This is a genomic window from Stenotrophomonas maltophilia, from assembly GCF_004920835.1.
GTDB lineage: Bacteria > Pseudomonadota > Gammaproteobacteria > Xanthomonadales > Xanthomonadaceae > Stenotrophomonas > Stenotrophomonas maltophilia_AQ.
This window is the reverse complement of the sequence record NZ_QFHO01000001.1, coordinates 167,948-191,995: the sequence shown is the minus strand read 5'-3', so window position 1 is coordinate 191,995 and position 24,048 is coordinate 167,948. Positions and strand designations below refer to the sequence as shown.

23 protein-coding genes are annotated in these 24,048 nt (G+C 67.8%); 14 read left to right on the top strand and 9 right to left on the bottom strand.

Annotation, left to right across the window (positions count from 1 at the left end; translation table 11 throughout):
• Window positions 1-45: 45 nt before the first annotated feature.
• The 3 genes from DI041_RS00835 to DI041_RS00825 are packed head-to-tail and all read left to right on the top strand — an operon-like array spanning window position 46 to window position 5,533.
• Window positions 46-1,293, top strand: coding sequence for a TolC family protein (locus tag DI041_RS00835; protein WP_136637937.1), 1,248 nt, complete (start codon window positions 46-48; stop codon window positions 1,291-1,293).
• The gene (locus DI041_RS00830) at window positions 1,290-2,462 is read left to right on the top strand and encodes an efflux RND transporter periplasmic adaptor subunit (RefSeq protein ID WP_136637938.1); all 1,173 of its coding nucleotides are present in this window, start codon (window positions 1,290-1,292) and stop codon (window positions 2,460-2,462) included. The genes DI041_RS00835 and DI041_RS00830 overlap by 4 nt, the downstream gene beginning before the upstream one ends.
• Entirely contained in the window at window positions 2,459-5,533 is a 3,075-nt protein-coding gene (locus DI041_RS00825; RefSeq protein WP_046984643.1) for an efflux RND transporter permease subunit, read from the top strand. Before DI041_RS00830 ends, DI041_RS00825 begins: the two co-directional genes overlap by 4 nt.
• 141 nt (window positions 5,534-5,674) lie before the next feature.
• On the opposite strand, the gene DI041_RS00820 is transcribed toward DI041_RS00825, so the two are convergent.
• On the bottom strand, window positions 5,675-6,418 hold the full coding sequence (locus DI041_RS00820) for an SDR family oxidoreductase (RefSeq protein ID WP_136637939.1): 744 nt from the start codon (window positions 6,416-6,418) through the stop codon (window positions 5,675-5,677).
• Window positions 6,419-6,524: 106 nt separating this feature from the next.
• On the opposite strand from DI041_RS00820, the gene DI041_RS00815 reads away from it, so the two are divergent.
• Complete coding sequence (locus DI041_RS00815) at window positions 6,525-7,463, top strand: LysR family transcriptional regulator (protein WP_136637940.1); 939 nt, start codon at window positions 6,525-6,527, stop codon at window positions 7,461-7,463.
• A 65-nt stretch (window positions 7,464-7,528) separates the two neighbouring features.
• Here DI041_RS00815 and DI041_RS00810 read toward each other — a convergent pair whose 3' ends face one another.
• The 5 genes from DI041_RS00810 to DI041_RS00790 form a co-directional block, all read right to left on the bottom strand.
• Window positions 7,529-8,896, bottom strand: coding sequence for a heavy metal sensor histidine kinase (locus DI041_RS00810; RefSeq protein WP_046982525.1), 1,368 nt, complete (start codon window positions 8,894-8,896; stop codon window positions 7,529-7,531).
• A complete protein-coding gene (locus tag DI041_RS00805) occupies window positions 8,893-9,591 on the bottom strand; it encodes a heavy metal response regulator transcription factor (protein ID WP_136637941.1) in 699 nt (232 codons plus the stop codon). The genes DI041_RS00810 and DI041_RS00805 overlap by 4 nt, the downstream gene beginning before the upstream one ends.
• 45 nt (window positions 9,592-9,636) lie before the next feature.
• On the bottom strand, window positions 9,637-10,521 hold the full coding sequence (copD, locus tag DI041_RS00800; RefSeq protein WP_046982527.1) for a copper homeostasis membrane protein CopD: 885 nt from the start codon (window positions 10,519-10,521) through the stop codon (window positions 9,637-9,639).
• A 10-nt stretch (window positions 10,522-10,531) separates the two neighbouring features.
• Window positions 10,532-10,909 (bottom strand): copper homeostasis periplasmic binding protein CopC, encoded by a 378-nt coding sequence (copC, locus tag DI041_RS00795; protein ID WP_046982528.1) that lies wholly within the window; start codon window positions 10,907-10,909, stop codon window positions 10,532-10,534.
• A gap of 111 nt (window positions 10,910-11,020) precedes the next feature.
• Window positions 11,021-11,875 (bottom strand): helix-turn-helix domain-containing protein, encoded by an 855-nt coding sequence (locus DI041_RS00790; protein ID WP_046982529.1) that lies wholly within the window; start codon window positions 11,873-11,875, stop codon window positions 11,021-11,023.
• Window positions 11,876-12,062: 187 nt separating this feature from the next.
• Between DI041_RS00790 and DI041_RS00785 the strand changes: the two genes are divergently transcribed.
• On the top strand, window positions 12,063-14,195 hold the full coding sequence (locus DI041_RS00785; protein WP_136637942.1) for a TonB-dependent receptor: 2,133 nt from the start codon (window positions 12,063-12,065) through the stop codon (window positions 14,193-14,195).
• A gap of 57 nt (window positions 14,196-14,252) precedes the next feature.
• On the opposite strand, the gene DI041_RS00780 is transcribed toward DI041_RS00785, so the two are convergent.
• Complete coding sequence (locus DI041_RS00780; RefSeq protein WP_136637943.1) at window positions 14,253-14,729, bottom strand: MerC domain-containing protein; 477 nt, start codon at window positions 14,727-14,729, stop codon at window positions 14,253-14,255.
• Between the two features lie 32 nt (window positions 14,730-14,761).
• Between DI041_RS00780 and DI041_RS00775 the strand changes: the two genes are divergently transcribed.
• The 8 genes from DI041_RS00775 to DI041_RS00740 all read left to right on the top strand — a co-directional run bounded on the left by DI041_RS00775 (window position 14,762) and on the right by DI041_RS00740 (window position 21,450).
• Window positions 14,762-15,295, top strand: coding sequence for a ZrgA family zinc uptake protein (locus tag DI041_RS00775; RefSeq protein ID WP_136637944.1), 534 nt, complete (start codon window positions 14,762-14,764; stop codon window positions 15,293-15,295).
• Window positions 15,292-15,987, top strand: coding sequence for an ATP-binding cassette domain-containing protein (locus DI041_RS00770; protein ID WP_046982533.1), 696 nt, complete (start codon window positions 15,292-15,294; stop codon window positions 15,985-15,987). Before DI041_RS00775 ends, DI041_RS00770 begins: the two co-directional genes overlap by 4 nt.
• Window positions 15,980-17,233: an ABC transporter permease gene (locus tag DI041_RS00765; RefSeq protein WP_136637945.1), complete on the top strand. Its 1,254-nt coding sequence runs from the start codon at window positions 15,980-15,982 to the stop codon at window positions 17,231-17,233. The genes DI041_RS00770 and DI041_RS00765 overlap by 8 nt, the downstream gene beginning before the upstream one ends.
• Before the next feature lie 53 nt (window positions 17,234-17,286).
• On the top strand, window positions 17,287-17,814 hold the full coding sequence (locus DI041_RS00760; protein ID WP_136638058.1) for a DUF3299 domain-containing protein: 528 nt from the start codon (window positions 17,287-17,289) through the stop codon (window positions 17,812-17,814).
• Window positions 17,804-18,424 (top strand): DUF3299 domain-containing protein, encoded by a 621-nt coding sequence (locus DI041_RS00755; RefSeq protein ID WP_136637946.1) that lies wholly within the window; start codon window positions 17,804-17,806, stop codon window positions 18,422-18,424. Before DI041_RS00760 ends, DI041_RS00755 begins: the two co-directional genes overlap by 11 nt.
• Window positions 18,424-19,173, top strand: coding sequence for a hypothetical protein (locus DI041_RS00750; protein WP_136637947.1), 750 nt, complete (start codon window positions 18,424-18,426; stop codon window positions 19,171-19,173). The genes DI041_RS00755 and DI041_RS00750 overlap by 1 nt, the downstream gene beginning before the upstream one ends.
• Window positions 19,174-19,355: 182 nt before the next feature.
• Complete coding sequence (locus DI041_RS00745) at window positions 19,356-20,888, top strand: MFS transporter (protein WP_136637948.1); 1,533 nt, start codon at window positions 19,356-19,358, stop codon at window positions 20,886-20,888.
• Window positions 20,889-20,892: 4 nt separating this feature from the next.
• Window positions 20,893-21,450 carry a TetR/AcrR family transcriptional regulator gene (locus DI041_RS00740; protein ID WP_046982539.1) on the top strand — a complete coding sequence of 186 codons (558 nt, stop codon included), beginning with the start codon at window positions 20,893-20,895 and terminating at the stop codon, window positions 21,448-21,450.
• Between the two features lie 91 nt (window positions 21,451-21,541).
• Here DI041_RS00740 and DI041_RS00735 read toward each other — a convergent pair whose 3' ends face one another.
• Window positions 21,542-22,423 (bottom strand): AraC family transcriptional regulator, encoded by an 882-nt coding sequence (locus DI041_RS00735; protein ID WP_046982540.1) that lies wholly within the window; start codon window positions 22,421-22,423, stop codon window positions 21,542-21,544.
• 106 nt (window positions 22,424-22,529) lie between these two features.
• Here DI041_RS00735 and DI041_RS00730 point away from each other — a divergent pair, with 106 nt between their 5' ends.
• Window positions 22,530-23,066, top strand: coding sequence for a carboxymuconolactone decarboxylase family protein (locus DI041_RS00730; RefSeq protein ID WP_046982541.1), 537 nt, complete (start codon window positions 22,530-22,532; stop codon window positions 23,064-23,066).
• Between the two features lie 38 nt (window positions 23,067-23,104).
• Here the strand turns inward: DI041_RS00730 and fdhD are convergent, their stop codons facing one another.
• Window positions 23,105-23,953 (bottom strand): formate dehydrogenase accessory sulfurtransferase FdhD, encoded by an 849-nt coding sequence (fdhD, locus tag DI041_RS00725; protein ID WP_136637949.1) that lies wholly within the window; start codon window positions 23,951-23,953, stop codon window positions 23,105-23,107.
• Between the last annotated feature and the right edge of the window lie 95 nt (window positions 23,954-24,048).

The following is a 24,048-nucleotide window of genomic DNA, read 5'->3' as shown; positions in this document are numbered from 1 at the left end:
GTTGGGGCAAGTTTGGCGCAAGTCCGTCACCTTACCGTGACGTGCATGAATTTCTCCCCTCGTCTTGCGGCGGTGCTGGCCGCTCTATTGTGCGCGCCTGCGGCTTCGGCGCTGTCCCTTGCAGAAGCGCAGCGTGCAATGGAAGCGCACAACCCGGACCTGCGCGCGGCGGCACTGGAGCTGCGAGGTGTGCAGGGTGATGCGCAGACAGCGGCGCTTCGCCCGGCCACCGAGCTGTCGATCGGCACCAGCAAGATCAGCCCCAAGCATGGCATCGGCCCCGGGCGCTGGCAGGACAAGCGCGTGGACAGCACCGTGGGCCTGGGCTGGACCTGGGAACGCGGTGGCAAGCGTGCATTGCGCATCCGCCAGGCCGACGCGCTGCTGGAAGTGGCCGGGCTGGAGATGCTCGATACCCGGCGCCGCCAGCAGGTGGCGCTGCATGAAGCCTATTTCGGCCTGAAAGGCGCACAGGAGCGGGCGCAGATTGCCGACGCCAACCGGCAGAGCTCGGCCGAGCAGATGGCGGCGGCGGCCAAGCAGGTTGCGACAGGGGCGATGGCGCCGGTGGATCGCGCGCGGCTGGCGGTGGACGACCTCGCTGTGGCGGACGCGGCGCGCGAGGCAGCATTGGATCTGCGTGACGCGCGGCATGCGCTGGGCCTGCTGCTTGGACGTGACGACAGCCATGACATCAGCGCCGATGATCCGTGGCCGGCTGCCAGCAGCGTGGCCAGCGTGCGTGTGTCCGACCCGCAGCAGCGCGCGGATCTGCGCGCCGCACGCTCGCGCCTGGCGGCTGCTGATGCCGGCGTGGCACTGGCTCGCAGCGAGCGCCACCGCGACATCCAGCTGGGCGTGGAGGCGGAGCGTGAGCCGACCGACATCAGCGGCGTCACCTGGGGCGTGTCATTGAGCATTCCGCTCGGCGGCCCGTCGCGTGCACGCGGCGCGATCCAGCGTGCCGAGGCTGACCGTGACAATGCCGCGCTTGAGCTGCAGGTGCTGCAGCGCGAAGCACGCGCCGAACTGGACCAGCTGCAGGCCAGTGCGCAGTCCGCCGCACAGCGTCGCACCGAGTACGAGGGGCTGCAGTCAGACGCCGCACGCAAGGCCGTGCAGGGCATCGAGCTGGCCTACCGGCGTGGTGCTGCCAGCCTGACCGATCTGCTGGATGCGCGCCGCAGCTGGCGCGAGTTCGAGGCCGCGCTGATTGAAGCGCGTGCCGACCATGCCATTGCCCTGGCGCGCTGGGAAGCGGCCACATCCGTTGCTGAAGGAGAGTCCCGATGAAGTCCACCGTCACTTATCGCCCGCAGGCGCGACACGCCGTGCTGCCGGCCTTGCTGGCGCTGGCCCTGCTGGGCGGCTGCGGTCGAGAGCCAGCATCCTATCTTGAGGATGCGCCGCAGGTCAGCGCCGGCCAGATCCAGTTTCCCGCCGACAGCCGCCAGCTGGACGTGCTGCGCAGCGAGGCGGTGAGTGTCGGCGCAAGCGCCAGCCTGCAGTTGCCGGGCCGGGTGGTCTGGGATGAGACGCGCTCCAGCGCACTCCACACGCCGCTGCCGGGGCAGGTGGCGCGCATCGAGGCACAGCCGGGGCAGAAGGTGAAGGCTGGCCAGGTGATCGCCTGGATCACCTCGCCCGAGTTCGGCCAGGCCCAGGCTGAAGGTGCGCGTGGCCGCGCCGAGCTGCAGCAGGCACGCAAGGAACTGGACCGTACCCGCGAACTGTATGCGGCGGGAGTGGCGTCGGGTCGTGAACTGGACGAGGCCGAGGCCAACTTCGCTGGCAGCCAGGCCGATCATGCGCGCACGACTGCCTTCGCCAAGGCCTATGGCAACGGCCAGCGCGTCGATCAGCGCCTGCCGCTGCGCGCGCCCATCGATGGCGTGCTGGTGGAGCGGCGAATGAGCCCGGGAATGTCGGTCAGCCCGGACAGTGAACAGCCGTTGGCAGTGATCGGCGATCCGGACCGCCTGTGGCTGTTGCTGGACATCCCCGAAAGCCTCGCCGGACGCTTGAAGGCGGGCATGCAGGTGAGCGTGCCCGGCGCCGATGGGCAACCACTGCAGGCGACCCTCCAGCACGTGGATGACTTCGTCGATAGCGAACGCCGCGTGGTGCAGGCACGCGCCGAGCTGGACAATCGTGCACGCGGCTTCAAGGCCGGACAATATGTGCGCGCCCAGGTGGCGTTGCCGGCCGAGGGCGGTGTCTCGTTGCCCGATGCGGCGGTGCTGCTGATCGACGGCAAGCAGGTGGTGTTCGTGGAAGAGGGCAAGGGCCGCTTCGTGCGTCGCGCCGTGCACGCGGAGGAGCTGGGTGACGGCCGGCTGTGGGTACGTGAGGGCCTCGCCGCCGGCAGCCGGGTGGTGGTCGAAGGCGGCCTGCTGCTGCAGCAGCTGGTCGACAGCGCGCCGGCAGCCGTCAGCACCGGTAGCGGGCACGCTGCGCCATGATCGATCGCCTGATTGCCTACTGCCTGCGCCAGCCATTGATGGTGATGCTGGCACTGCTGCTGTTCATCGGCGCTGGCATTGCCGCGTTCCGCGTACTGCCGGTGGAAGCCTTCCCGGATGTGTCGGACACCCAGGTAACGGTGGTGTCGCTGCACCCGGGCCGCGCCGCCGAAGAGGTGGAGCGCGAAGTGACAATGCCGCTGGAAGTGGCGCTGTCCGGCATCCCGCATTCGGTGCGGGTGTTCTCGCATACCCAGTTCGGCCTGTCGATGATCATCCTGACCTTCGACGACAAGGCCGACGACTATTTCGCGCGCCAGCAGGTGCTGGAGCGCTTGCAGGGTGTGGAGCTGCCAGAAGGGGTGACCCCGGAGCTGGAGGCGATGAGCTCTGCGGTGGGCGAGATCTACCGCTACGTGCTCAAGGGCCCGCACATGACGCCGACCCAGCTGCGCACCGTGCAGGAATGGACGATGGAGCGCAGCTTGCGCACCGTGCCGGGGGTGGCCGATGTGATCAGCTTCGGTGGCTTCGCGCGCACCTTCCAGGTCAAGCCGGACCTGGACAAGCTGCGCGACCGCGGCATCAGCCTGGGTGAGTTCGCTGAGGCACTGGAAAAGGGCAGCTCCAACGCCGGCGGCGGCTACGTGGAGCGCGGGCAGCAGCAGTTCCTGATCCGCGGCGTGGGCCTGATGCGTTCGCCGGCCGACATCGGCAACGTGGTGGTGGCGCAGCGTGGGGGCACGCCGATCCTGGTGCGCGACCTCGCCGGCATCGCCGATACCGGCCTGCCACGGCAGGGCCTGGTCGGCCAGGACGACAATGACGATGCGGTGTTCGGCATGGTGCTGATGCGCAAGGGCGAGAATCCGTCCGACGTGCTCGACGCTCTGCATGCGCGCATCGCCGAGATCGAGGCGAACCAGCTGCCGGCTGGGGTCAGCATCGAGCCGTTCTACGACCGCTCGTGGCTGGTCACGACCACGCTGAAGACGGTCTTCCGCAACCTGCTGGAAGGTGCGGTGCTGGTGTTCCTGGTGCTGTGGCTGTTCCTGTACAACGCCCGCGCCGCGCTGATCGTGGCGGCGATGATGCCGCTGGCGCTGCTGTCGACCTTCCTCGGCCTGCACCTGTGGGGCGTGCCGGCCAACCTGCTGTCCTTGGGTGCGATGGACTTCGGCATCATCATCGATGGCGCGGTGATCGTCACCGAGCACATCGTCTCGCGATTGTCGAAGCTGCCACCTACGGCTGATCGGAAGACGCGGTTCTCGACCATTCTTTCGGCCGCATCGGAAGTGGGCCGACCGACGTTCTTCTCGATGCTGATCATCATCGCCGCGCACATCCCGATCTTCACCCTGCAGCGCCAGGAAGGCCGCATGTTCGCGCCGATGGCGTACTCGGTGACCTCTGCGCTGATCGGTGCGTTGATCCTGGCGCTGACCGTGGTGCCGCTGCTCTGCTACTGGTGGCTGCGACGGGACCGCATGCGCGATGGCAACCCGCTGATGGACCGCCTGACCGACTGGTACCGGCCGATCCTGGAGCGCGCACTGGCCCGGCCACGTGCGGTGGTGCTGACCGCAGTTGCGTTGCTGGTGGGTACGTTGGCACTGGGCACTCGCCTGGGCTCGGAGTTCCTGCCCGAGCTGGACGAAGGGTCGATCTGGTTGACCGCCACACTCGACCCCAGCACCAGCCTGGCCGAAGCGCAGCAACAGTCGCGGCGCATCCGTGAGCTGGTCGGCAGCTTCCCGCAGGTGTCGACGGTGGTGGCCAAGCTGGGGCGCCCGGAAGACGGGTCCGATGCCAAGGGTGCCAACCAGATCGAGGCGCTGGTGGCGTTGAAGCCGGAGAAGGAATGGCCGAAGGGCGTGGACAAGCGGCAGCTGGTGAGCGACCTGCAGCGCACGCTGGAGCAGCGCATTCCGGGGCCGGAGTTCTCGATCTCGCAGCCGGTGCGCGACAACATCCTGGAGAGCATCTCGCAGATCAAGGGCCAGGTGGTGATCAAGGTCAGCGGTTCGGATCTGGACGTGCTGAACCAGCACGCACAGGCCATCCTGGGCCAGGTGCGCGGGGTGGAGGGCGTGGAGAGCGCCTTCATCGACCGCGATGGTTCGTTGCCGCAGCTGCAGATCGAGATCGACCGCGACCGTGCAGCACGCTATGGCCTGAACGTGCGCGACATCGACGAAGTGATCGAGACCGCGCTGGGCGGGCGCCAGGTAGGCGAGCTGTGGGAGGGCGATCGCAAGTTCCCGATCTCGCTGCGCCTGGACGATGCCGACCGCGACCTGCAACGGCTGCGCACGGTGCCAGTGGGTATCGGCGATGGCCACACGGTGACGCTGTCCGACGTGGCCGACTTCCGCATGGCCAGCGGCGCGATCAACATCTCGCGCGAGAACGCGCAGCGGGTGAAGGCGGTCAGCATCTTCATCGCAGGGCGTGACATGGGCAGCGTGGTGGCCGACATGCGCAAGCGCGTGGATGCCAGTGTGCAGCTGCCGGAAGGCTACCGGCTGGAATGGTCCGGCGAGTTCGAGAACCAGCAGCGTGCGATGAAGCGGCTGGGCTGGGTGATTCCGCTGTCGGTGCTGCTCATCTTCGTACTGCTGTTCGATGCCTTCAAGGACATCAGCAGCGCGGCGCTGATCCTGGCCAACGTACCGCTGGCGATGATCGGCGGCATCCTGGCCCTGTGGTTGACCGGCATTCCTCTATCGGTGTCGGCGGCGATCGGATTCATTGCGTTGTTCGGACAAGCGGTGCTGAACGGGGTGGTGATGCTCAGTCGATTCGCCCAGCTGCGCGAGCAGGGCATGGACCTGCTGCAGTCGGTGGTGCAGGGCTCGCTGCAGCGCCTGCGCACGGTGCTGATGACCGCGCTGCTGGCGATGTTCGGCCTCCTGCCGATGGCGACCTCGCATGCGATCGGTGCCGAGACCCAGAAGCCGCTGGCGGTGGTGGTGATCGGTGGCCTGCTGTCGGCGATGCTGCTGACCCTGCTGGTGCTACCGACGCTGTACTACTGGGTGCACCGGCGCCGCGCCATGGCCCGGTAGATGCCAACCTTGGTTGGCATGCGGTGAAGCGCCCACCAAGGTGGGCGACTACCGATGTGGCGTGATCTGGTAGATGCCAACCTTGGTTGGCTCGCGGTGAAGCGCCCACCAAGGTGGGCGACTACCGGGGTTGGCGCGTGGTCACACCATCCCGCCATTGGCGCGCAGCACCTGGCCGTTGATCCACCCGCCATCGGCACCGGCCAGGAAGGCCACCGCTCCGGCGATGTCCTCCGACGTGCCCAGTCGCTCCAGGGGATTCATCTTTGCCAGCCGCTCGATCAGCTCCGGTGCCTTGCCATCCAGGAACAGGTCGGTGGCGGTCGGGCCGGGCGCCACCGCGTTCACGGTGATGTTGCGCCCGCGCAGCTCCTTGCTGAGGATCGCGCCCATCGTCTCCACCGCGGCCTTGCTGGCCGCGTACACGCTGTAGTTCTCCAGCTTGATGCCGACCACGCTGGTGGACAGGCTGATCAGGCGGCCGCCGTCACGCACCCGTCGCGCGCTCTCGCGCAGCACGTTGAAGGCGCCCTTCAGGTTGATGCCGATGACCCGTTCGAACAGTGCGTCGTCGCTGTCGGCCAGCGGCGCCAGCTGCAGTACGCCAGCACTGTTCACCACCACGTCGATGCCGCCGAAGCAGGTCTCGATGGCGTCGAACAGCTGGCGCACCGCCTGCGGGTCTGCCACATCGGCCTGCAGCGCGATGGCCTGTGCGCCAGTGGCCGTGAGTTCGGCGGCCAGTGCCTCGGCATCATCGCGGCGGCCGGCGTAGTTGATCGCCACGGCGTGGCCGTCGGCGGCCAGGCGGCGCGAAATGGCAGCGCCGATGCCACGGGAACCACCGGTGACCAGGGCGACGCGGCGGGCGGAAGATGTGGGCATGGTCGGTTCCAGCAGGGCGCGCCGGACTGGCGCAGTGCCATCTTCGTCATCTCATCGATCCGGATAATCATGCATAATCCGTCAACATAATCCGGGTAGCCGAACAATGGACCGTTTCACGGCCATGCGCGCCTTCGTCCGTATCGTCGAGCGCCGCAGCTTCACCCGTGCCTCCGGGGACCTCGGCTTGCCGCGGGCCACGGTGACCGATGCGATCAAGGCGCTGGAGAATCGGCTGGGCGTGCGCCTGCTGCACCGGACCACGCGGCTGGTGGTGCCGACGCTGGAAGGCGAGGCCTTCTATGGCCGTTGCCTGCGCCTGATCGCCGACATGGACGACGCTGAAGCCGCGTTCCGTGACGTGCCACCACGCGGCCCGCTGCGGATTGAAGTGCATGGCACGCTGGGCCGGCACCTGCTGTTTCCACACCTTCCAGACTTTCTGCAGCGCTACCCTGAGATCGAACTGGAGGTCAGCGAGGGCGATCGCTATGTCGATCTTCTGCGCGAAGGCGTGGATGCGGCGATGCGGGTGGGGACGCTGGCCGACAGCGATCTGGCGGCGCGCCGGTTGACGATGCTGCGCGAGGTCACGGCGGCCTCGCCAAGCTACGTGCAGGCCAGAGGCGTGCCGGGCAGCATCGATGCCCTGCAGGACGGCCACCAGATGGTCGGTTACCGCTCAAGTGCCACCGGCCAGCTGATACCACTGGAGTTCCAGCAGGCTGGCCAGATCCGCTATGTCCCGCTGCCCGCGCGGGTGACGGTTTCCGGCGCCGATGCCTTCCTCGGTGCCGCGCTGGCAGGGCTGGGCATCATCCAGGCGCCGCGCTACCGGATGGCCCCCTACATTGCGCGCGGGCAGCTGGTCGAGCTGTTGCCGGACGCACCGCCGACGCCGAGCCCGTTGAATCTGGTCTACCCGCGCAACCGCACGCCGTCGCCGCGGCTGCGGGTGTTCATCGATTGGGTAGCCGGGATGTTCGACCCGGCCGGGGTTGCCGGCCAGCGGCCGGCACTACCAACCGCTGGCCATGCTGGGTAGTGCCGGCCGCTGGCCGGCAACTGCAATACGCTGGGTGTGCCAAGGCTGCCGGCCAGCGGCCGGTATTACGGCGCTGCGGCGCTCGGCAGCACCAGCTCGAACACGGTGCCGGTTTCATCGGAGGTCACGCTTACCGTTCCGCCATGGGCCTGTGCAATTGCGCGGGTGATCGCCAGGCCCAGTCCAGCACCTTCGTGGCGGCCACGCTCGCCGCGATAGAAGCGATCGAACAGGCGCGGCAGTGCTGCTTCGGCAATCGGCGGGCCGAGGTTGTGCACGCTGACCCTGCACATGCCATCGCCCTCGACCAGCTCCACCCGCACCTCGCTGCCCACGGCTGCGTGCTTCAACGCGTTGGACAGCAGATTGGCGATCGCCCGGTGCAGCATCAAACGGTTGCCTTCCACGCTCGCCACGCCGTCGCGGCACAGGGTCAATTGCCGGTCCTCAGCCAGCAGTTCGTAAAACTCCAGCAGCGAATCCACCACCGCATCCAGCGCCACCGGCTCGCGCGAAGGCAGTGCCCCCGGCGCCTCGGCCTGCGCCAGGTACAGCAGGTCACCCACGGTCTGCGCCAACTGCTGCAGTTCTTCGGCGCACGAGGCCAGCGTCTCGCGATAGGCCTCGTTGCTGCGCGGGTGGGCCAGCACCACCTGTACCTGGGTCAGCATGTTGGTGATAGGCGTGCGCAGCTCGTGGGCCAGATCACCGGAGAATTCGGTCAGGCGCGCGAAGTCCTGCTGTAATCGCGCCAGCATGCCGTTGAGGGTCTGCGCCAGCTGTTCCAGCTCAGCCGGCGCGCTGCGGGCGTTCAAACGCCGCTGCAGGCGCCCTGCGGTGATCTGACGGGCTTCATCGGCCAGCGTCCGCAGCGGTCGCAGCGTGCGTCGTACCACATAGCCACCCAGCAGGCTGCTGGCCACGGCGGCACCGATGATGGCGATCGCCAGCAGGTGGCGGAAGCGCTGCAGGAAGTCGGCATGGCGGGCATCGTCGATGGCCAGCAGGATCAGCAGCTGGCTGCCGTCGGCCAGGGTCTGGCGCAGGTGCAGCGCATGCATGCACGTTCCGTCGGCAAGGATCCAGTCGTGCCGCCGGAAGGCACTATCGATAGGCTGGCTGCGTGCGTGTTCGCGCAGCAGCGCCGGCGCGGTGGAGAACAGCACGGTGCCGCGCGCATCCACAATATGGAAGGCGATGTCGGGATGGTGGCTCAGCGCCTCTGCCAGTCGTTGCCCGCGAACGGACGCAGGCCCATTGCCGGCCAGGTCACTGATCAACGCGACCTTGTTCTCCAGCTCGGTGAAATCCTGTGCGACCAGATCGTGACGGGCGCTGATATAGATCGCCACGCCGAGTGCCGCCAGCACCAGCGTTGCCACGGTGGCGAACAGCAGCGTCAGCCGCACCGCGATGGAGCGGCGCAGGCTCATCCGTTGCGCGCGGCGCCGTCGTCCGGCGCCTCCAGCACATAGCCCATGCCGCGCACGGTGACGATCAGCTTCTCGGCGAAATCATCGTCGATCTTCGCGCGCAGGCGGCGGATCGCCACGTCGATCACATTGGTGTCGCTGTCGAAGTTCATGTCCCACACCTGCGAGGCGATCAGCGAGCGCGGCAGCACTTCGCCACGGCGCCGTGCCAGCAGCTCCAGCAGGGTGTACTCCTTCTGGCTGAGCGCGATGCGCTGGCCGCCACGCTCCACCCGGCGGCGCAGGGTATCCACCACCAGGTCGGCAATGACGATGCGTTCAACCTGCGGCACGGCCTGGCCACGGCGCAGCAGCGTGCGCACGCGCGCCAGCAGCTCGGCGAAAGCGAAGGGCTTGGCCAGGTAGTCATCGGCGCCCAGCTCCAGGCCCTGCACGCGGTCGGCGATGCTGCTGCGCGCGGTCAGGAACAGCACCGGCAGCGGCCAGCCGGCTCCACGCAGCCGCGACAGCACGGTCCAGCCATCCAGGCCGGGCAGCATCACATCGAGGATGACCAGCTGGTACTCGCCGCTCCCGGCCAGGTGCAGCCCGTCGATGCCGTTGCTGGCGAGATCGACCACATAGCCGGCCTCGATCAGGCCCTGGCGCAGGTAGTTGCCGGTCTTGGGTTCGTCTTCGACGATCAGCAGTTTCATGGTGCGGCCATCATCGCAGCTTGCGGGTGGGTCGGCAGCGGCGGTTCATGCCACCGGGTCCAGGGTGCCGAGTACCGCTACACAGGCCAGCACCAGCAGCGCCAGCACCGCTTCGCAGGCCAGGCTGTGGCGCAGCGAACGCAGTGGCCTGGGTTGCCAGCCGCCGCGGATGGAAACGGCCAGCGCCGGTACCAGCCGCCAGCGATGCAGCGCGGCCAGCCCCAGCATGCCGCCGACCAGGGCCAGTTTGAGCAGCAGCCAGCGCCCATGTGCGGTTTCGGCCAGGGTGTGCAGCGAGCCGCCGAGATCGACATAGGTATAGGTGCCGGTCATCGCCAGCAGGGCGACGATGATCGTGCCGGGCACAGCGAAGCTGTGCGCGGCCTGCCACAGCTCGCGGGTGCGTTCGCGCAGACGCAGGCCCTGCGGTCGCAGCGCCAGCTGCAGGATGGCGGCGATCGCCCCGACCCAGGCGCCGGCGGCCAGCAGATGCAGCATGCCGGCGCCGAGCCGAAGCGTGCCGCCGAACCCGTCGCCGGCGGCGGCATGGCCATTCCAGGAAAGGCTGGCCAATGCGCTGGCAGACAGTGCCAGCAGTGCGAGGCGGCGCAGGCCCTGTACGGGGCGGTTGATGGCCAGCAGCGGCAACATTGCCAGTATGGCCAGGAGGCGCAGCAGGCCCGCTTCCCCCACTGGCGTACCGGCAAGAAACCAGCGCGCGGTCTCGCCGTCGATGTCGGCCGGCGATATGCCAAGCACGCCGGACAACCGGGTCACCGCGTCGGTGATGACCAGTACCAACGCGATCACGGTGAGCGTCAGCGAGACGCCGTGCGGCAGCCCGGGCCGGACGAACAGCATCCGCCCGAACAGCAGCATCAACACGGCATACAGCGAAAGCCGCAGCGCATACGGCGAAAGCTCGGCCACAGCAGCGGCCTTACTTCACGGTGAAGCGGTAGTTGCCGGTGATCGGATGGCTGTCCTGGCCGACCGCGCGCCACTGCAGGGCGTAAGTGCCGGCAGGCAGCGGCTTGGCGAAGCGCGCGCGCAGGGTGTGGCCGTCCTCGGAGATCTCCTGCGCAGTGGTCGGCATCGCCATCTTCATGCGGCCATGGTCCATGCTCAGTTCGATGCGGGTGGCACGCGGCATCACCTTTTCACTGAACTGCAGTTCGATCTGGCTGGCCGGGGCCACGGTGGCGTCGGCGGCCGGCGTTGCACGCACCAGGCTGGGATGGGCCAGCGCCAGCGGTGCGACCGCAAGGCCGGACAGCAGCAGGGCGAGCGAGGTGGGGCGGAGCAGGGCGCGGGTCATGTGCGGGAACGCCTGTCGGGAAGTTGCGCTCAGGGTGGTGCAGCGCGCCTTTCGCTGCCCTGACGCGAACATTACCGGTCTGTAATGTTGGCTGCCGGCCCGCGGCCGGCGCTACCGGGCCCGTGACTGCGCGATCCAGGCCGAAGGCGAACAACCGACCACACGCCGGAAGGCTGCGCTGAACTTGCTGGGATTGGCGTAGCCACTGGCCAGCGCAACCTCGGTGACGCTGCATCCCTGGGCCAGTGCCCCGCGCGCCCATTGCATGCGGCGTCGGGTCAGGAACGCATAGGGCGGCAGACCGGTGGCGGCGCGCAGCGCACGACCGAACGTGGACGGGTCCATCTGCACCGCAGCGGCCAACTGTGCGACTTCAAGAGGCTGGCCGTGCTGTGCATCGATGTAGGCCTCCAGCTGCTGCAGCCGCCGCGTGGACAGTGCCGTGTCCCTGCCGCGTTCCGTGCAGGCAAGCCCGGCAAGCTGGCCCAGGCGGTGGAGCAGGACCTGGGCGCCATGCTCCAGGAAGCCTGGCAGGCAGACATCGGCCTGCGCGCTGCACCACAACGCCTGCAGTACCGAAGTGATCACCGGGTCGTGGTGCAGCCGCGCCGCCAGCGGCTGCAGGTGTTGCAACCGCTGCGGATCCTGCGGATGCAGGCGGGTATCGATGGCGATGCCGAGCAGATCGACTGCGGGGCTGGCATAGGTGCCGGTGTCTCCCGGCAGCACCAGATTGAACTGGCCGGGCCGCCACGGCGCCTGCAGCAGGCCGTTGAGGGTGCGCTGCTGCAGCCGTCCGCCGCCGCCCACGGCCAGGCCCAGGCGAAGCTGGTGCGGATGGCCCATCTCGCCTTCGCTGGCCTCGAAGCGATGGCGCAGCAGCACCACCGCCCCGTCATCGCTGGCGTAGGCAGCAGGGGCCTGCGACCGGGTTTCCTGCAGCAACTGGTCGGTGAGGGCGGGCATCACGGATCCGGGAATGGAGCGGCGCTGCCGGAAATGGAGTGGCGGCAGGGCGCGAATGTTACAGGATAACACTCTTGCCCGCGCTGCCGCCGCTCGCGCTTCCGTCACTCCATCCGTCGAGGTTCCCGCTTTGAAGTCGTCCACGCCTGCTGCCGCGCTCATCGCAGCATCCCTGCTCGTTCCTGCCTTGCCCGCCCTTGCCCAGCAGGCCGACCCGACCACGCTCGACGGTGTCCGCGTCACCGGTTCCAAGCGCGATACGCCTTACCTGAAGAGCGATCTGTCGGTGACGGTGCTCGACAGGCAGGCCCTGAAGGAAGCGGGCGTCACCGAGTTCCGTGACCTCGACAAGCTCGCGCCGAACGTCAAGTTCAATGCGATGGGCCAGCTCAGCAACATGTTCATCTCGATCCGCGGCATCGAGTCCAATCCGTTCCTGGTCAACCGCGCCTCGGTCTACATCGACGGCATTCCGTTCCGCGAACTGAGCAATGCCGTGCTCAACCAGGTCGAGTCGGTGGAGGTGCTGCGCGGTCCGCAGGGCACGTTGTATGGCGCCAACAGCGAATCCGGCCTGGTGCTGGTGCGTACGCGTGGTCCTGCGGACAAGCGCGAAGGCGAGGTCAACCTGCGCAGCACCTGGTTCGGCAACGGCAATGGCACCGCTCTCGATGGCTTCCTGGCAGGGCCGCTGAACAAGACGGGCAGCCTGTCCGGCTCGGTGGCGTTCATGGGCTCCGATGAGGACGCCTACCTGAAGAACCTCACGCCTTCCGGTGCGCGCGGCAAGGTCGGCGAAGGCTACCTCCAGGGCAAGCTGCGCTGGCGGCCGAGCGACTACGTTTCGGTGAACGCGCTGGCCTATCACCTGCGCACCCGCGCGCCGGGCATGTTCGAGTATGAATACCTGCCGCTGGATACCGGCCTCTACAACCGCACCTACGGCACATCGCTCAATGGCGGCCGCCGTGCCGGTGACTTCACCTACATCAACGACGCGCCCAAGCGCACCGAAAAGGACGAAACGGTGGCTGGCCTCAGTGCGCAATGGCAGCTGCAGGCCGGCACGCTGGACGTGGCCGCTTCCTGGCGGGACGAGGAGGTGACCTCGGCCGGCTACGACTTCGACATGACCAACAGCCCGGCATTGGCCGGTCGCATCTACGACAGGAAGAAGGAATGGACGGCCGAGGCGCGCTTCAGCTCGCCCAGCGACCAGGCGCTGACCTGGATGGCGGGTGTGTCGACCTACCGCAACAGCAAGGATTCGATCCTCGGCACCTTCGTCGGCCCGGCGCTGCATGGGCTGGACAGCTACAACCTGGCCCCGCGGCAGACCTCCAAGGGCGAGGACTACAGCGTCTTCGCCACCGCAAGCTACACCTTCCCGGCGGTGCCGAAGCTGACCGCCAGCGCCGGCCTGCGCCATGAGCAGGCACGGCGCTCCACCGAACAGCGTGCCGGTGCGCTGGATCTGGGCGCCGGTGGCCGCGTGCTGTACCGCGATGCCGCGCTGGCGCATACCTTCTCGGCCACGCTGCCGCGGGTGTCGCTGCGCTACGACGCCACTGACGACCTTTCCTTCTACGCGGCCTCGGCCAAGGGCTACATTCCGGGTGGCTTCAATCTGGCTGCGGCGCAGAGCGATGTGGTCAACGACAAGGTGCTGCGCTACGAGTCCGAACGCATGTGGAGCCATGAGCTGGGCTTCAAGATGAACCTGGCCGGCGGGCGTGGCCACATCGGTGGTGCGCTGTTCCACATCACCTCGGACAACTGGCAGGAGATCCAGGTGGCCACCGATGCCAACGGCCGCCCGATCTCGTCGGACTACGTAGGTTCGGATGCCTCGATCCGTTCGCGTGGTGCCGAGCTGGAGGGCGTGTTCGAAGTGCTGCCGGGCTTCACCCTGATGGCGAATGTGGGCTACGTCGATGCGAAGTACACCAAGCTGTGGGTCAGCGTGGACCAGAACCTGGATGGCAAGCGGGTCAAGCTGACCCCTCACTACACTGGCTATCTGGCGGCGCGCTATCAGTTCGACTCGGGCATCTATGCTCGGCTGGAATCGCAGTTCACCGGCTCCAGTGCACTGGATGAACGCAACCGCGCGTTCCAGCCCGCAGTGGCCGTGCTCGGTGCGCAGCTGGGCTACGAGACCGGGCCGTGGAGCGCGCGGGTGTTCGTGCAGAACCTGACCAACAAGCGCCGCATCAATGGCCTGATCTTCGACAACCTGGCCTTCGGCCGCGACGGCAACTACTACGGCCCGGTCGACAGCCCGCGCATCTTCGGCGCGGAAGTGGGTTACCGCTTCTGAGCAAAGGTAGTGCCGGCCGCTGGCCGGCATCTGCGGGGCGCCGGCCAGTGGCCGGCGCTACCGGTGGACGTGCAATGCCCGCCGGTTGCCGATGTGCGCGCATGCCAGCAGCACGCCACCGCAGGCGGTGGCCACGCCATGCCAGAGCAGCGATTCCTTCAACGGCAGGTACAGCGACGCTGACACCAGCAGGATCGCGCCAACCACGGCCAGCCGCACCGGCAGCCAGCGCCAATGCCGGTACAGCCCGGCCGTGGTACTGGCCAGCGCCAGTGTCGAGGCCATCAATGCGAACAACCATTCCCAGCGCGACATCATCAACAGCAGCGTCATCACGCCGTGGCCGGGGTGCTGGAACGAGCGCAGCGCCATCATTGCCGCCGGCACGAAGGCCAGCAGCAGTGGCAGGGCGATGCAATGGGCGGCGCAGGCCAGCGACAGCCAGGCACCGGCCAGATCGAAACGGGGATGCCAGCGTGCCGAAGTTGGCGGCTGGGCCAGAGCCCTTGCGGGGGTCGGGGGGATGTGGTCCATTATGTTACATAGTAACAATTGGAGTCTCCCCCATGAAGCTTCCTGCTGCTCTTTTCCTGCTGCTGGCTGCCAACGCGGCGCAGGCACACGATGTCCGCCAGCATGCACCGCACGTGCACGGCCAGGCCACCGTCGATCTCGCACTCGACCAGGGAACGCTGGAGTTCGCCCTGCAGGCGCCGGGTATCGGCATTCTTGATTTCGAGCGACCGCCCGCCAACGCGACCGAGCAGGCGGCACTGTCGCGCGCCACGGCATTGCTGAAGGGCGGCAGCTGGGTCACCCTGCCCACCGCCGCCAACTGCCGCCTGGCCAGCAGTGACGCCAGTGCCGAAGGCTTCGCTGCGACCGCCGCTGTGCCAGCGGCCGGGCAACATCGCCACGCCGGTTTCAGTGCCAACCTGCAGTATCGCTGCACGAATCCGAGTACCCTGCGCGCCCTGGTCGTGCGCCTGCCGGTGCTGTTCCCCGGGTTGCACGAAGTCATCGTCAACAGTGCGACCGCCAACGGCCAGGACCGCAGCGTGCTGAGTGCCGACAACCTGCGCGTGGTGCTGGCGCCGTGAGCACGCCAGCGGTGATCGCCCTGGAGGATGTGCAGTTCGGCTACGCAACACGCCTGGTGCTGGATATCCCGCAGCTGCTGATAGAGCAGGGCAGCAGCGTGCTGTTGCGTGGAGTGAGCGGTGGCGGCAAGAGCACCTTGCTCGGCCTGCTGGCCGGCGTCCTGCTTCCCGGCAGGGGGCGGGTCGAAGTGGCGGGTCACGCGCTGCAGATGATGCGGGGTGCCGCGCGTGATCGCTTCCGTGCCGATCAGCTGGGCGTGATCTTCCAGCAGTTCAACCTGCTGCCGTTCCTCAGCGTGCGCGACAACATCGCGCTGGGCCTGCGCTTTTCTCCGGTGCGCAGTGAGCGCATCAGCGGGCCGCTGGACGACGAGATCCTGCGTCTGCTGGAAGCGCTGCAGCTGGATCCGGCGTTGTCCAAGCGTGCGGCCGGTACCCTGAGTGTCGGCCAGCAGCAACGCGTGGCCGCCGCACGCGCCTTGATAGGCCGCCCCGCAGTGCTGCTGGCCGACGAGCCGACCTCGGCGCTGGATCGCCAAGCCGCGACCGCCTTCCTGCAGCTGATGTCCGCACAGTGCCGGGCCGCCGGTACCACGGTTCTGGTGGTCAGCCACGATGAAAGCCTGCAGCCCTTGTTCGACCGCACCATCGCGTTGTCGCAGATCAATCACGCAGGTGGCACCCATGCTTGAACTTGCCTGGGCCAGCCTGCGCAGCCGCGCATTGAGCGTCAGCCTCACCGTGCTGGTGATCACCCTCAGCGTGGTGCTGCTGCTCGGTGTTGAGCGCGTACGCATGCAGGCGCACGAAGGTTTCGCCAGCACCGTCTCAGGCACTGACCTGATCGTCGGTGCCCGCTCCGGGCCGGTGAACCTGCTGCTGTATTCGGTGTTCCACATCGGTGACCCGACCAACAACGTGTCCTGGCAGTCCTACCAGGAGCTGTCCTCGCTGCCGCAGGTGAAGTGGGCGGTGCCATTGTCGCTGGGCGATTCGTGGCGCGGCTACCGGGTGATCGGCACCAGTGGCGGCTACTTCGAGCACTACCGCTACAGCGCGGGGCATGCGCTGGCGTTTGCACAGGGGCGGCCGTTCGACGACCTGTACGACGCCGTGATCGGCGCAGAGGTGGCGCGCGCGCAGAAGGTCGGCCTCGGCGACGAGATCGTGCTGGCCCATGGCACCGGCGCGGTCACGTTGGCCACGCATGCCGACAAGCCGTTCCGTGTGGCTGGCATCCTGCAGCGCACCGGCACGCCGGTTGATTCCTCGGTGCTGGTCTCGCTGCAGGCCATCGAGGCGATCCATGTCGACTGGCGCTCCGGCGTGCAGCTGCGCAGCCAGAGCGTCAGCGCCGAGCAGGCGCGCCACCTGGACCTGACCCCGACCAGCATCACCGCTTTCATGCTCGGGCTGAACTCGCGCATTGCCACGTTCTCGGTACAGCGCAGGATCAACGAGTATCCGGACGAAGCGATGCTGGCGATCCTGCCCGGCGTAACCCTGCAGCAGCTGTGGCAATCACTGGGCACCGCCGAGCGGGCACTGCAGCTGATCAGTGCGATGGTGGTGCTGCTGGGCATGGTCTCGCTGGTGGCGCTGCTGGTCTCGACCCTGCAGGAGCGACGGCGCGAGATGGCGGTGCTGCGTGCCATCGGTGCACGCCCGGGCTATATCGCCAGCCTGCTGGTGGTGGAGGCGGTGGCGACCAGCGCGCTTGCCTGCGTGCTCGCACTGGCCGCACTGGTGGTGGCCAGCCTGGCCGGGCGTGGCTGGGCGCTGGCCAACTTTGGCCTATCGATCACCCACATCTGGCCGGATGGCCGCGAACTGGCGTGGGTCGCGGGTGTGCTGGCGATCAGCGCGGTGGCCGGCCTGGTGCCGGCGCTGCTGGCCTATCGGCGCACGCTGGCCGATGGCCTGTCACCCGGGGGCTGAGCATGCGCTGGTTGCCACTGTTGCCACTGTTGCCACTGTTGCCACTGTTGCCAATGTTACTGGTGCTGACCGCCTGCGAACGCCCGGTCGATACCGGCGTGCAGGCGCTGCCACCGTCACCGGTGGTCGATCGCGATGCCCCGGCAGCTGCCGAGGAACAGGAACTGGACTGGTTGCAGATGATGCCGAAGGAAGAACTGGCGGCGCTGGAGCGCGGCGAGGGCCCGGAGGTCGAGCACAACGGCAACCGGCGCATGCCGCAGTTCGGTACGTTCCGCACCGTGGAGACCGTACTGCAGCGGCCGGTGCGCTTGCAGGGCTACGTGGTGCCGCTGGCCAACGCGCAGGACGGGCGGCTGACCGAATTCCTGTTCGTGCCGTACTACGGCGCCTGCATCCATGTGCCGCCGCCACCGCCGAACCAGATCGTGCACGTGGTGCTGCCGCGCCCGATCGAGATGCCGGACATGTATTCGCCGTTCTTCCTGGCCGGTACCCTGCGCGCCGAACGGCTGGACGATGATCTGGCCGGCTCCGCCTACACCATGCGCGATGCGCAGCTGAGGCCGTATGAACCGTAGCGTCCTGATCGGATTGGCGTGTTGCCTGGGCTTGCTGGGGTGTACGCAGGCGGGTGGGGGCGCCACCACCGTCGCCGCAGCACCGGCAGCGGCGCAGCCGGCCACGACCGAAGCGCCCATCGACCGTTGGGATGCACTGCGGCCCGACGAAGTGACCTACCAGCGTCCGCCGCCGCAGATCGGCCTGTCACGCAATGGCATGGACGGGGTGGGCGGGCTGATCGACGACACAGGCTCTGGCACGCCACCGGGGCAGGAGATCGACCATTCCAGCCCGGACCGCGCCAAGCAGTTCGGTTCATCGCAGGTGGTCGAAACTGCCGATGGCCGCGCCGTTGACCTGGATGGCTACGTGGTGCCGCTGGGCACCAACGACGCAGGACTGGTCGACGAACTGTTGTTCGTGCCGTTCTACGGGGCCTGCATCCATGTGCCGCCACCGCCGCCGAACCAGATCATCCATGTGACCCTGGCCACGCCGATCGCGCTGGGCGACCTGTGGGATCCGTACCGGTTGGCCGGTCGCCTGCAGGTCAAGCGCTTCGATGCGGATATCGCCAGCGCGTCCTACGACGCCGCAGCGGCGTCGCTGACGGCGATCCACAACTGATGCGCGCGCGCTGGATCATCGCTGCGGTGGTGTTGGCGGGAGCAGGCGTAGCGTTGGCGGTGTGCTGGCAGCGGCGCGCCGTAGTCCCAGAGCCTCCGGCGGTCGCGTTTCCGGCACCGGCAGCCGATGCCAGCCAGCGCATCGAGCAACGCCTGGGCGAAGACCACGCCTTTCGCAATGATGTGCTGTTCCTGCTGGCGGCCACGTTGCGCGACCGCTGCCAGCCGGCACAGACGGGGCTGCTGGCGCGCATGGCCAATCGTGCATCGTTGCCGGTGCTGGCGGCGGTCAGTGCGGTGACCCAGCAGGATCCAACGCTGGACCGGCCGATCTACCAGTACATCCAGCATCGTGCAGACGCCACGCGTTGTGGCCAGCCGCTGCAGATGCCGTTGGCCGGTGGGCGCAGCATGCAGGTGGACATCGAACAGTACGCGCGCACCTTCCCGGACAGCTATTTCGATCCGCAGCGCAGCAGCGAACCGCGTGATTTCGGCGGCCTGTCGCTGCAGCAGCGGGCAGGCAACGCCTGCAACAGCGTGGTGTATTCGGTGCTGCCGCTGGGGGGCACCGATTGGCGTTGCAGCAGCCTGCGCGCCAATGCGCGTGCGCGGGTGCGCGGCCTGTGCGAGGACGAGCTGCGGCGCCAACATGGGGCAACGGGCGGGGAGCTGGACATGGCCGTGGGGCAGGGCATGCAGGCAGCGGTGGTGTCGGCGATTGCCGCGTTGCCGGAAGACTGCCGGTAGAGCGGGGCCATACCCGGCGGCCTTGTTGCGGGTACCCCGTTCGCCGGACACGGCCCGGCGCTACCGTTCTCCGGAACATGAACATTACCCGGGACGAAATCTGAACGTCTGGCGACCTTCTCATAACTATACAGGACATCCTGTATAGTTATGATGGTACTCCACCCCCATCAGGTTTCCCCATGGCTTTGTCCCAGCCCTTGGCCGGCGCTCCGGCCCTGTCGCGTGCCCGTCGCTGGGCACTGTTGTTCACTGTCGCCGCCGGCCTGCTGCTGGTCACCCTCGACAACTCCGTGCTGTACACCGCACTGCCCACCCTCACCGAGGAACTCTCGGCCAGTGCCGGCCAGGCGCTGTGGATCATCAACGCCTATCCGCTGGTGATGGCCGGCCTGCTTCTGGGCGCCGGTACGCTTGGTGACCGCATCGGTCACCGCCGCATGTTCCTGATCGGCCTGGTGGTGTTCGGCACCGCCTCGCTGGCGGCGGCCTTCGCTGACAGCGCCGCGCAGCTGATCGCCGCCCGTGCGTTCCTGGCGGTCGGTGCGGCGGCGATGATGCCGGCCACGCTGGCGCTGATCGGCCTGAGCTTCCACGAAGAGCGCGAGCGCAACATTGCCATCGCCATCTGGGGCTCGGTGGCCATCGTCGGTGCGGGACTGGGTCCGATCATCGGAGGCTGGCTGCTGCAGCACTTCTGGTGGGGCTCGGTGTTCCTGATCAACGTGCCGGTGGTGGTGGTGGCCTTCGTTGCAACCCTGCTGCTGGCACCGGAAGGCCAGCGCGATACCTCGCGGCCGTGGGACCTGGTGTCTTCGTTGCTGGCATTGGCGGCGCTGTCCGGCCTGGTGCTGGCCATCAAGTCGCTGATCGCCACGCCGCCGTCGTATGCGCTGGGTGCCGGTGCACTGCTGCTGGCCGTCATCAGCGGCGCGGCGTTTGCACGTCGCCAGCGGCAGTTGCCGTACCCGTTGCTGGACTTCGCGATCTTCCGCAATCCGGCGTTCCTGGCCGGCACGCTGTCGGCGGTATTCACCTTGTTCGCGATGGCTGGCCTGCAGCTGGTTACCACCCAGCGTTTCCAGCTGGTGGCGGGCTTCACGCCGCTGCAGGCAGGCCTGCTGGTATCGGTGGCGGCGCTGGGCAGCCTGCCCAGTGCGCTGCTGGGTGGCAGCATCCTGCACCGCGTGGGCCTGCGCCCGCTGATCTGCGGTGGCCTGGCGGCTGGCGCCGTGGGTGTCGGTGTTGTGGCGTTCGGCTTCCCGCACGGCCTCGGCTGGGTGGTGGCCGGCATGGCGATCACCGGTTTCGGCATGGGCTCGGCCATCTCGGTGGCATCCACTGCCATCCTCAACAATGTGCCGGCACACCGCGCGGGCATGGCCTCGTCGGTGGAAGAGGTGTCCTACGAGTTTGGTGGCCTGCTCGCGGTGGCGATGCTGGGCAGCCTGAGTGCGGCAATGTACGGCGCCTTCCTGCCGGTCTCGGCGGACATGCCCGAGCTTGCCCGTCACGGCTTCACCCAGGCGCTGCATGCCGCACGCGAAAGCGGGCAGGGCGAGTGGTTCGCGCTGGCTGCGGCCGCATATGACCGTGGCTACCAGGTCGTGCTGCTGGTGATCACGGTGGTGCTGGCAGTGGGCGCGGCGATCATCGCGCGCCTGTTGCGGGGGCGCGTCGGTGGCCGCGACGGTGCGGCCGATCGCGTAAAATGACGCGATGAGAACCAGCAAGCGCGACCGCATCCTCGACGCCGCCGTCAACGTGATCAATCGTGACGGCGTGCGCGCGGTGACCTTCGAGTCGGTGGCCGCCGAGGCCAAGCTGACCCGTGGCGGCCTGCTGTACCACTTCCCGTCGCGCGAAGCGCTGCTGCGCGGCATCGACGAGCATCTGGTGCAGGCCTGGGAAGCGTCGATGGAGTCGCTGCTGGGCAAGACCGCAGGTGAGGCCACGGCGCTGGAGCGCTACCAGACCTTCGTGCGTGTGTCGGCGCAGAGCGCCACCCGTGCCGAGTTGATGTTCATGCTTGAATCGGCTGACCCGGACGCCGACGAGCGTCCGTGGGGACCGGCAGTGCGGCGCTGGGCGCCGTTGCCGCCGTCGGCCGCGGAACAGGATCCGGCCGCGCTCGACAATTTCGTAGCGCGGCTGGCGGCCGATGGCCTGTGGATCTACGAAGCGATGTACGAAGGGCAGCTGGATGAAAGTGTGCGCGCCCAGGTAGCGGAGCGGATCGCCGGGCTGCTGGCAAAGAACGACGGACTGTCCAGCTGAGCCGTCGACCGACGCGCGGATATCGCTCTTGGTAGAGCCGACCGCTGGTCGGCTGCTCACGAAAATCCCGCGCTTCGCGCGATAGTCGACTCTACCCAGCCTGCGCTGCGCTCGCGGCCAGCCATGCCCGCGGCGACGCTCCCAACCGCTTGCGGAACGTCTTCGACAATGACGCGGTATCGGCAAACCCGACTTCGATTGCCACCTGCTTGACCGCCACGCCCGCACGCAGCTGCGCGCAGGCCAGGCTCAGCCGCCAATCCAGCAGATAACTAGCCGGCGTCGCCTGCATCACCTCCTTGAACACCGCTGCGAACGCACTGCGCGACATGCCAGCGGTGGCGGCCATGCGCGGCAGCGTCCATTCGTCCTGCGGCGCCTGGTGCATCGCCACCAGCGTACGTGCCAGCCGCGCATCGGACAGCCCGCGCATCAGCCCGTGGCTGACCCCGGCCGCATCGGGATGATCCACCACCCAGCGCAGGATCTGGATCAACGCCACCTCGAACAGGCGGTTGGTCAGCAGCCGCGAACCGCAGCGTTGGCGGTCGGCCTCGGTGAACAGCAGATGCAGGGTGTCGTCCAGTTCGCTGATCGCGGACAGCGGCACCACCATCACCGGCGGCAGCGATTGCACGATGGGGTTGCGCGCGCCGCCATCGAAGTCGAGCGTCGCGCAGGTGAAGTCGGGGCCATCCAGCGGCGCATTGAAGAACACGTGGTGCAGCGGTTGCGGATACAGCAGCAGGCTGGGCGCGTCGATCTTCAAGCGGGGAAGCGCGATATCGCCGTCGGGATGACGGACCTCCATTTCACCCTGGCGCAGGATGTGCAGGAACGCCCGACCGGGCTGCGGCTCGAAGACATGGCGCCCGCACAGCGGACCGCTGTGGAACAGCGCGGCCTGCACCCGGAAGCGTTCCAGAAGGGAGGACAGGCGGTCAGGTGCGGAGGTGTCGGCAGGCATGCTCATGGACGAATGGACAATAGATGCGGCTTATTACGACCAATGCGTCCGTCGAGTCTACCTAGGATGAGCAGGTCGTCCAATCCCGGGCGCTTTCCCAAGGAGATCCACCATGTCCCGTGTCCCCCTGATCGATGCCTCCGCCACCACTGCCGAGCGCCAGGCCCTGCTGGGCCAGGTCCACGCCGCTTTCGGCGCCACCCCAGCCATGTTCCGCGCCGTGGCCAACTCGCCGGCCGCCCTGCAGAGCATGTGGGGTTCGTTCGGCGCGCTGGGCGGCGGTCGGCTGTCGCCGTTGCTGGGCGAGCAGATCGCCGTCGCCATCGCCAATCGCAACGCCTGCGAGTACTGCCTGGCGGCGCACACGGCGTTGGGTCGAAAGGCCGGCGCCAGCAGCGAACAGATGGCTGCCGCGCAGATCGGCCAGTCCAGTGATCCGGCCACCTCGGCGGCGCTCGACTTCGCGCTGAAGGTGGTTGAACAGCGTGCACAGATCACCGACGGTGATGTGCAGGCGCTGCGCGCAGCCGGCTTCGATGACGAGCAGATCGTCGAGATCCTCGCCCATGTGGCGCTCAACCTGTTCACCAACTACATCAACGTGGCGTTCGACGTGCCGGTGGACTTCCCCAAGGTGGCGCTGCGCTGAGGTCCATCAGGCCGGGGGTGTCTTGCTCCCGGCCGTTCTCAGCTATCGTGGCTGTCGTCCGCCTGCAGCCGTTCGGGATGGGTATACACATTGAACCCGCTCTCCCGCGCGAACCCGACCAGGCACAGTCCCGCACTGCGGGCCAGGTCGATCGCCAGCGCGGTCGGCGCCGACACCGCTGCCAGCACGCTGGCACCCGCACGTATCGCCTTGCTGACCATTTCATAGCTGGCCCGGCTGGAAATCACCAGCAACCCGCCGTCGATGGCGTGCTCGTTGTGATGCAGGGCGCCGATCAGTTTGTCCAACGCATTGTGACGGCCGACGTCTTCGCGCACCCAGCCGATCCGCCCGCTGGCATCGGCCCAGGCCGCGGCGTGCGTCGATCCACTCACCGCATTCATCGGCTGATGCTGCGCCAGCGTGGCCAGCGCCCGCAGCAATGCGGCATGCGGATAGGTGCGGCGCTCGCGGATCTGCGGCAGCGGGCGCAGCACATCCTCCAGCTGGCGCGTGCCGCACAGGCCACAGCCACCGCGACCGGGCAGCAGGCGGCCATTGGCCGGATCCAGATCGGCACCGGGTGCGTCTTCAGAAACGGTCATCTGCAGCTCGATGCCCTCCAGCTGCGGGCGGACCTCGATCGACAGCAGTTGCGAGGGCGTAGTGATCAGCCCCTCGCTAAGCGAAAAACCCAGCGCGAAGTCTTCCAGGTCGCAGGGCGTGGCCATCATCACCGCGAAGGCGGCGCCGTTGTAGCGCAGTGCAACCGGCACTTCCTCGGCCACCACGTCGACCTGCTGCTGGTGCCCCTCGCTGCGCCAGCGCTGCAACGGGCGCTGGGCCGTGCCGGCAGGCGGGATGTGCGGCGGGGTCGAGTCAGGCATGCAGCGCGTCCGGGCAAGGGAAATACGCAGGTGGTGGACCACCCACGGCTTCGAGAATAGCGCAGTGGCCGGGCGCTGACGCGGGTGTAACCGTT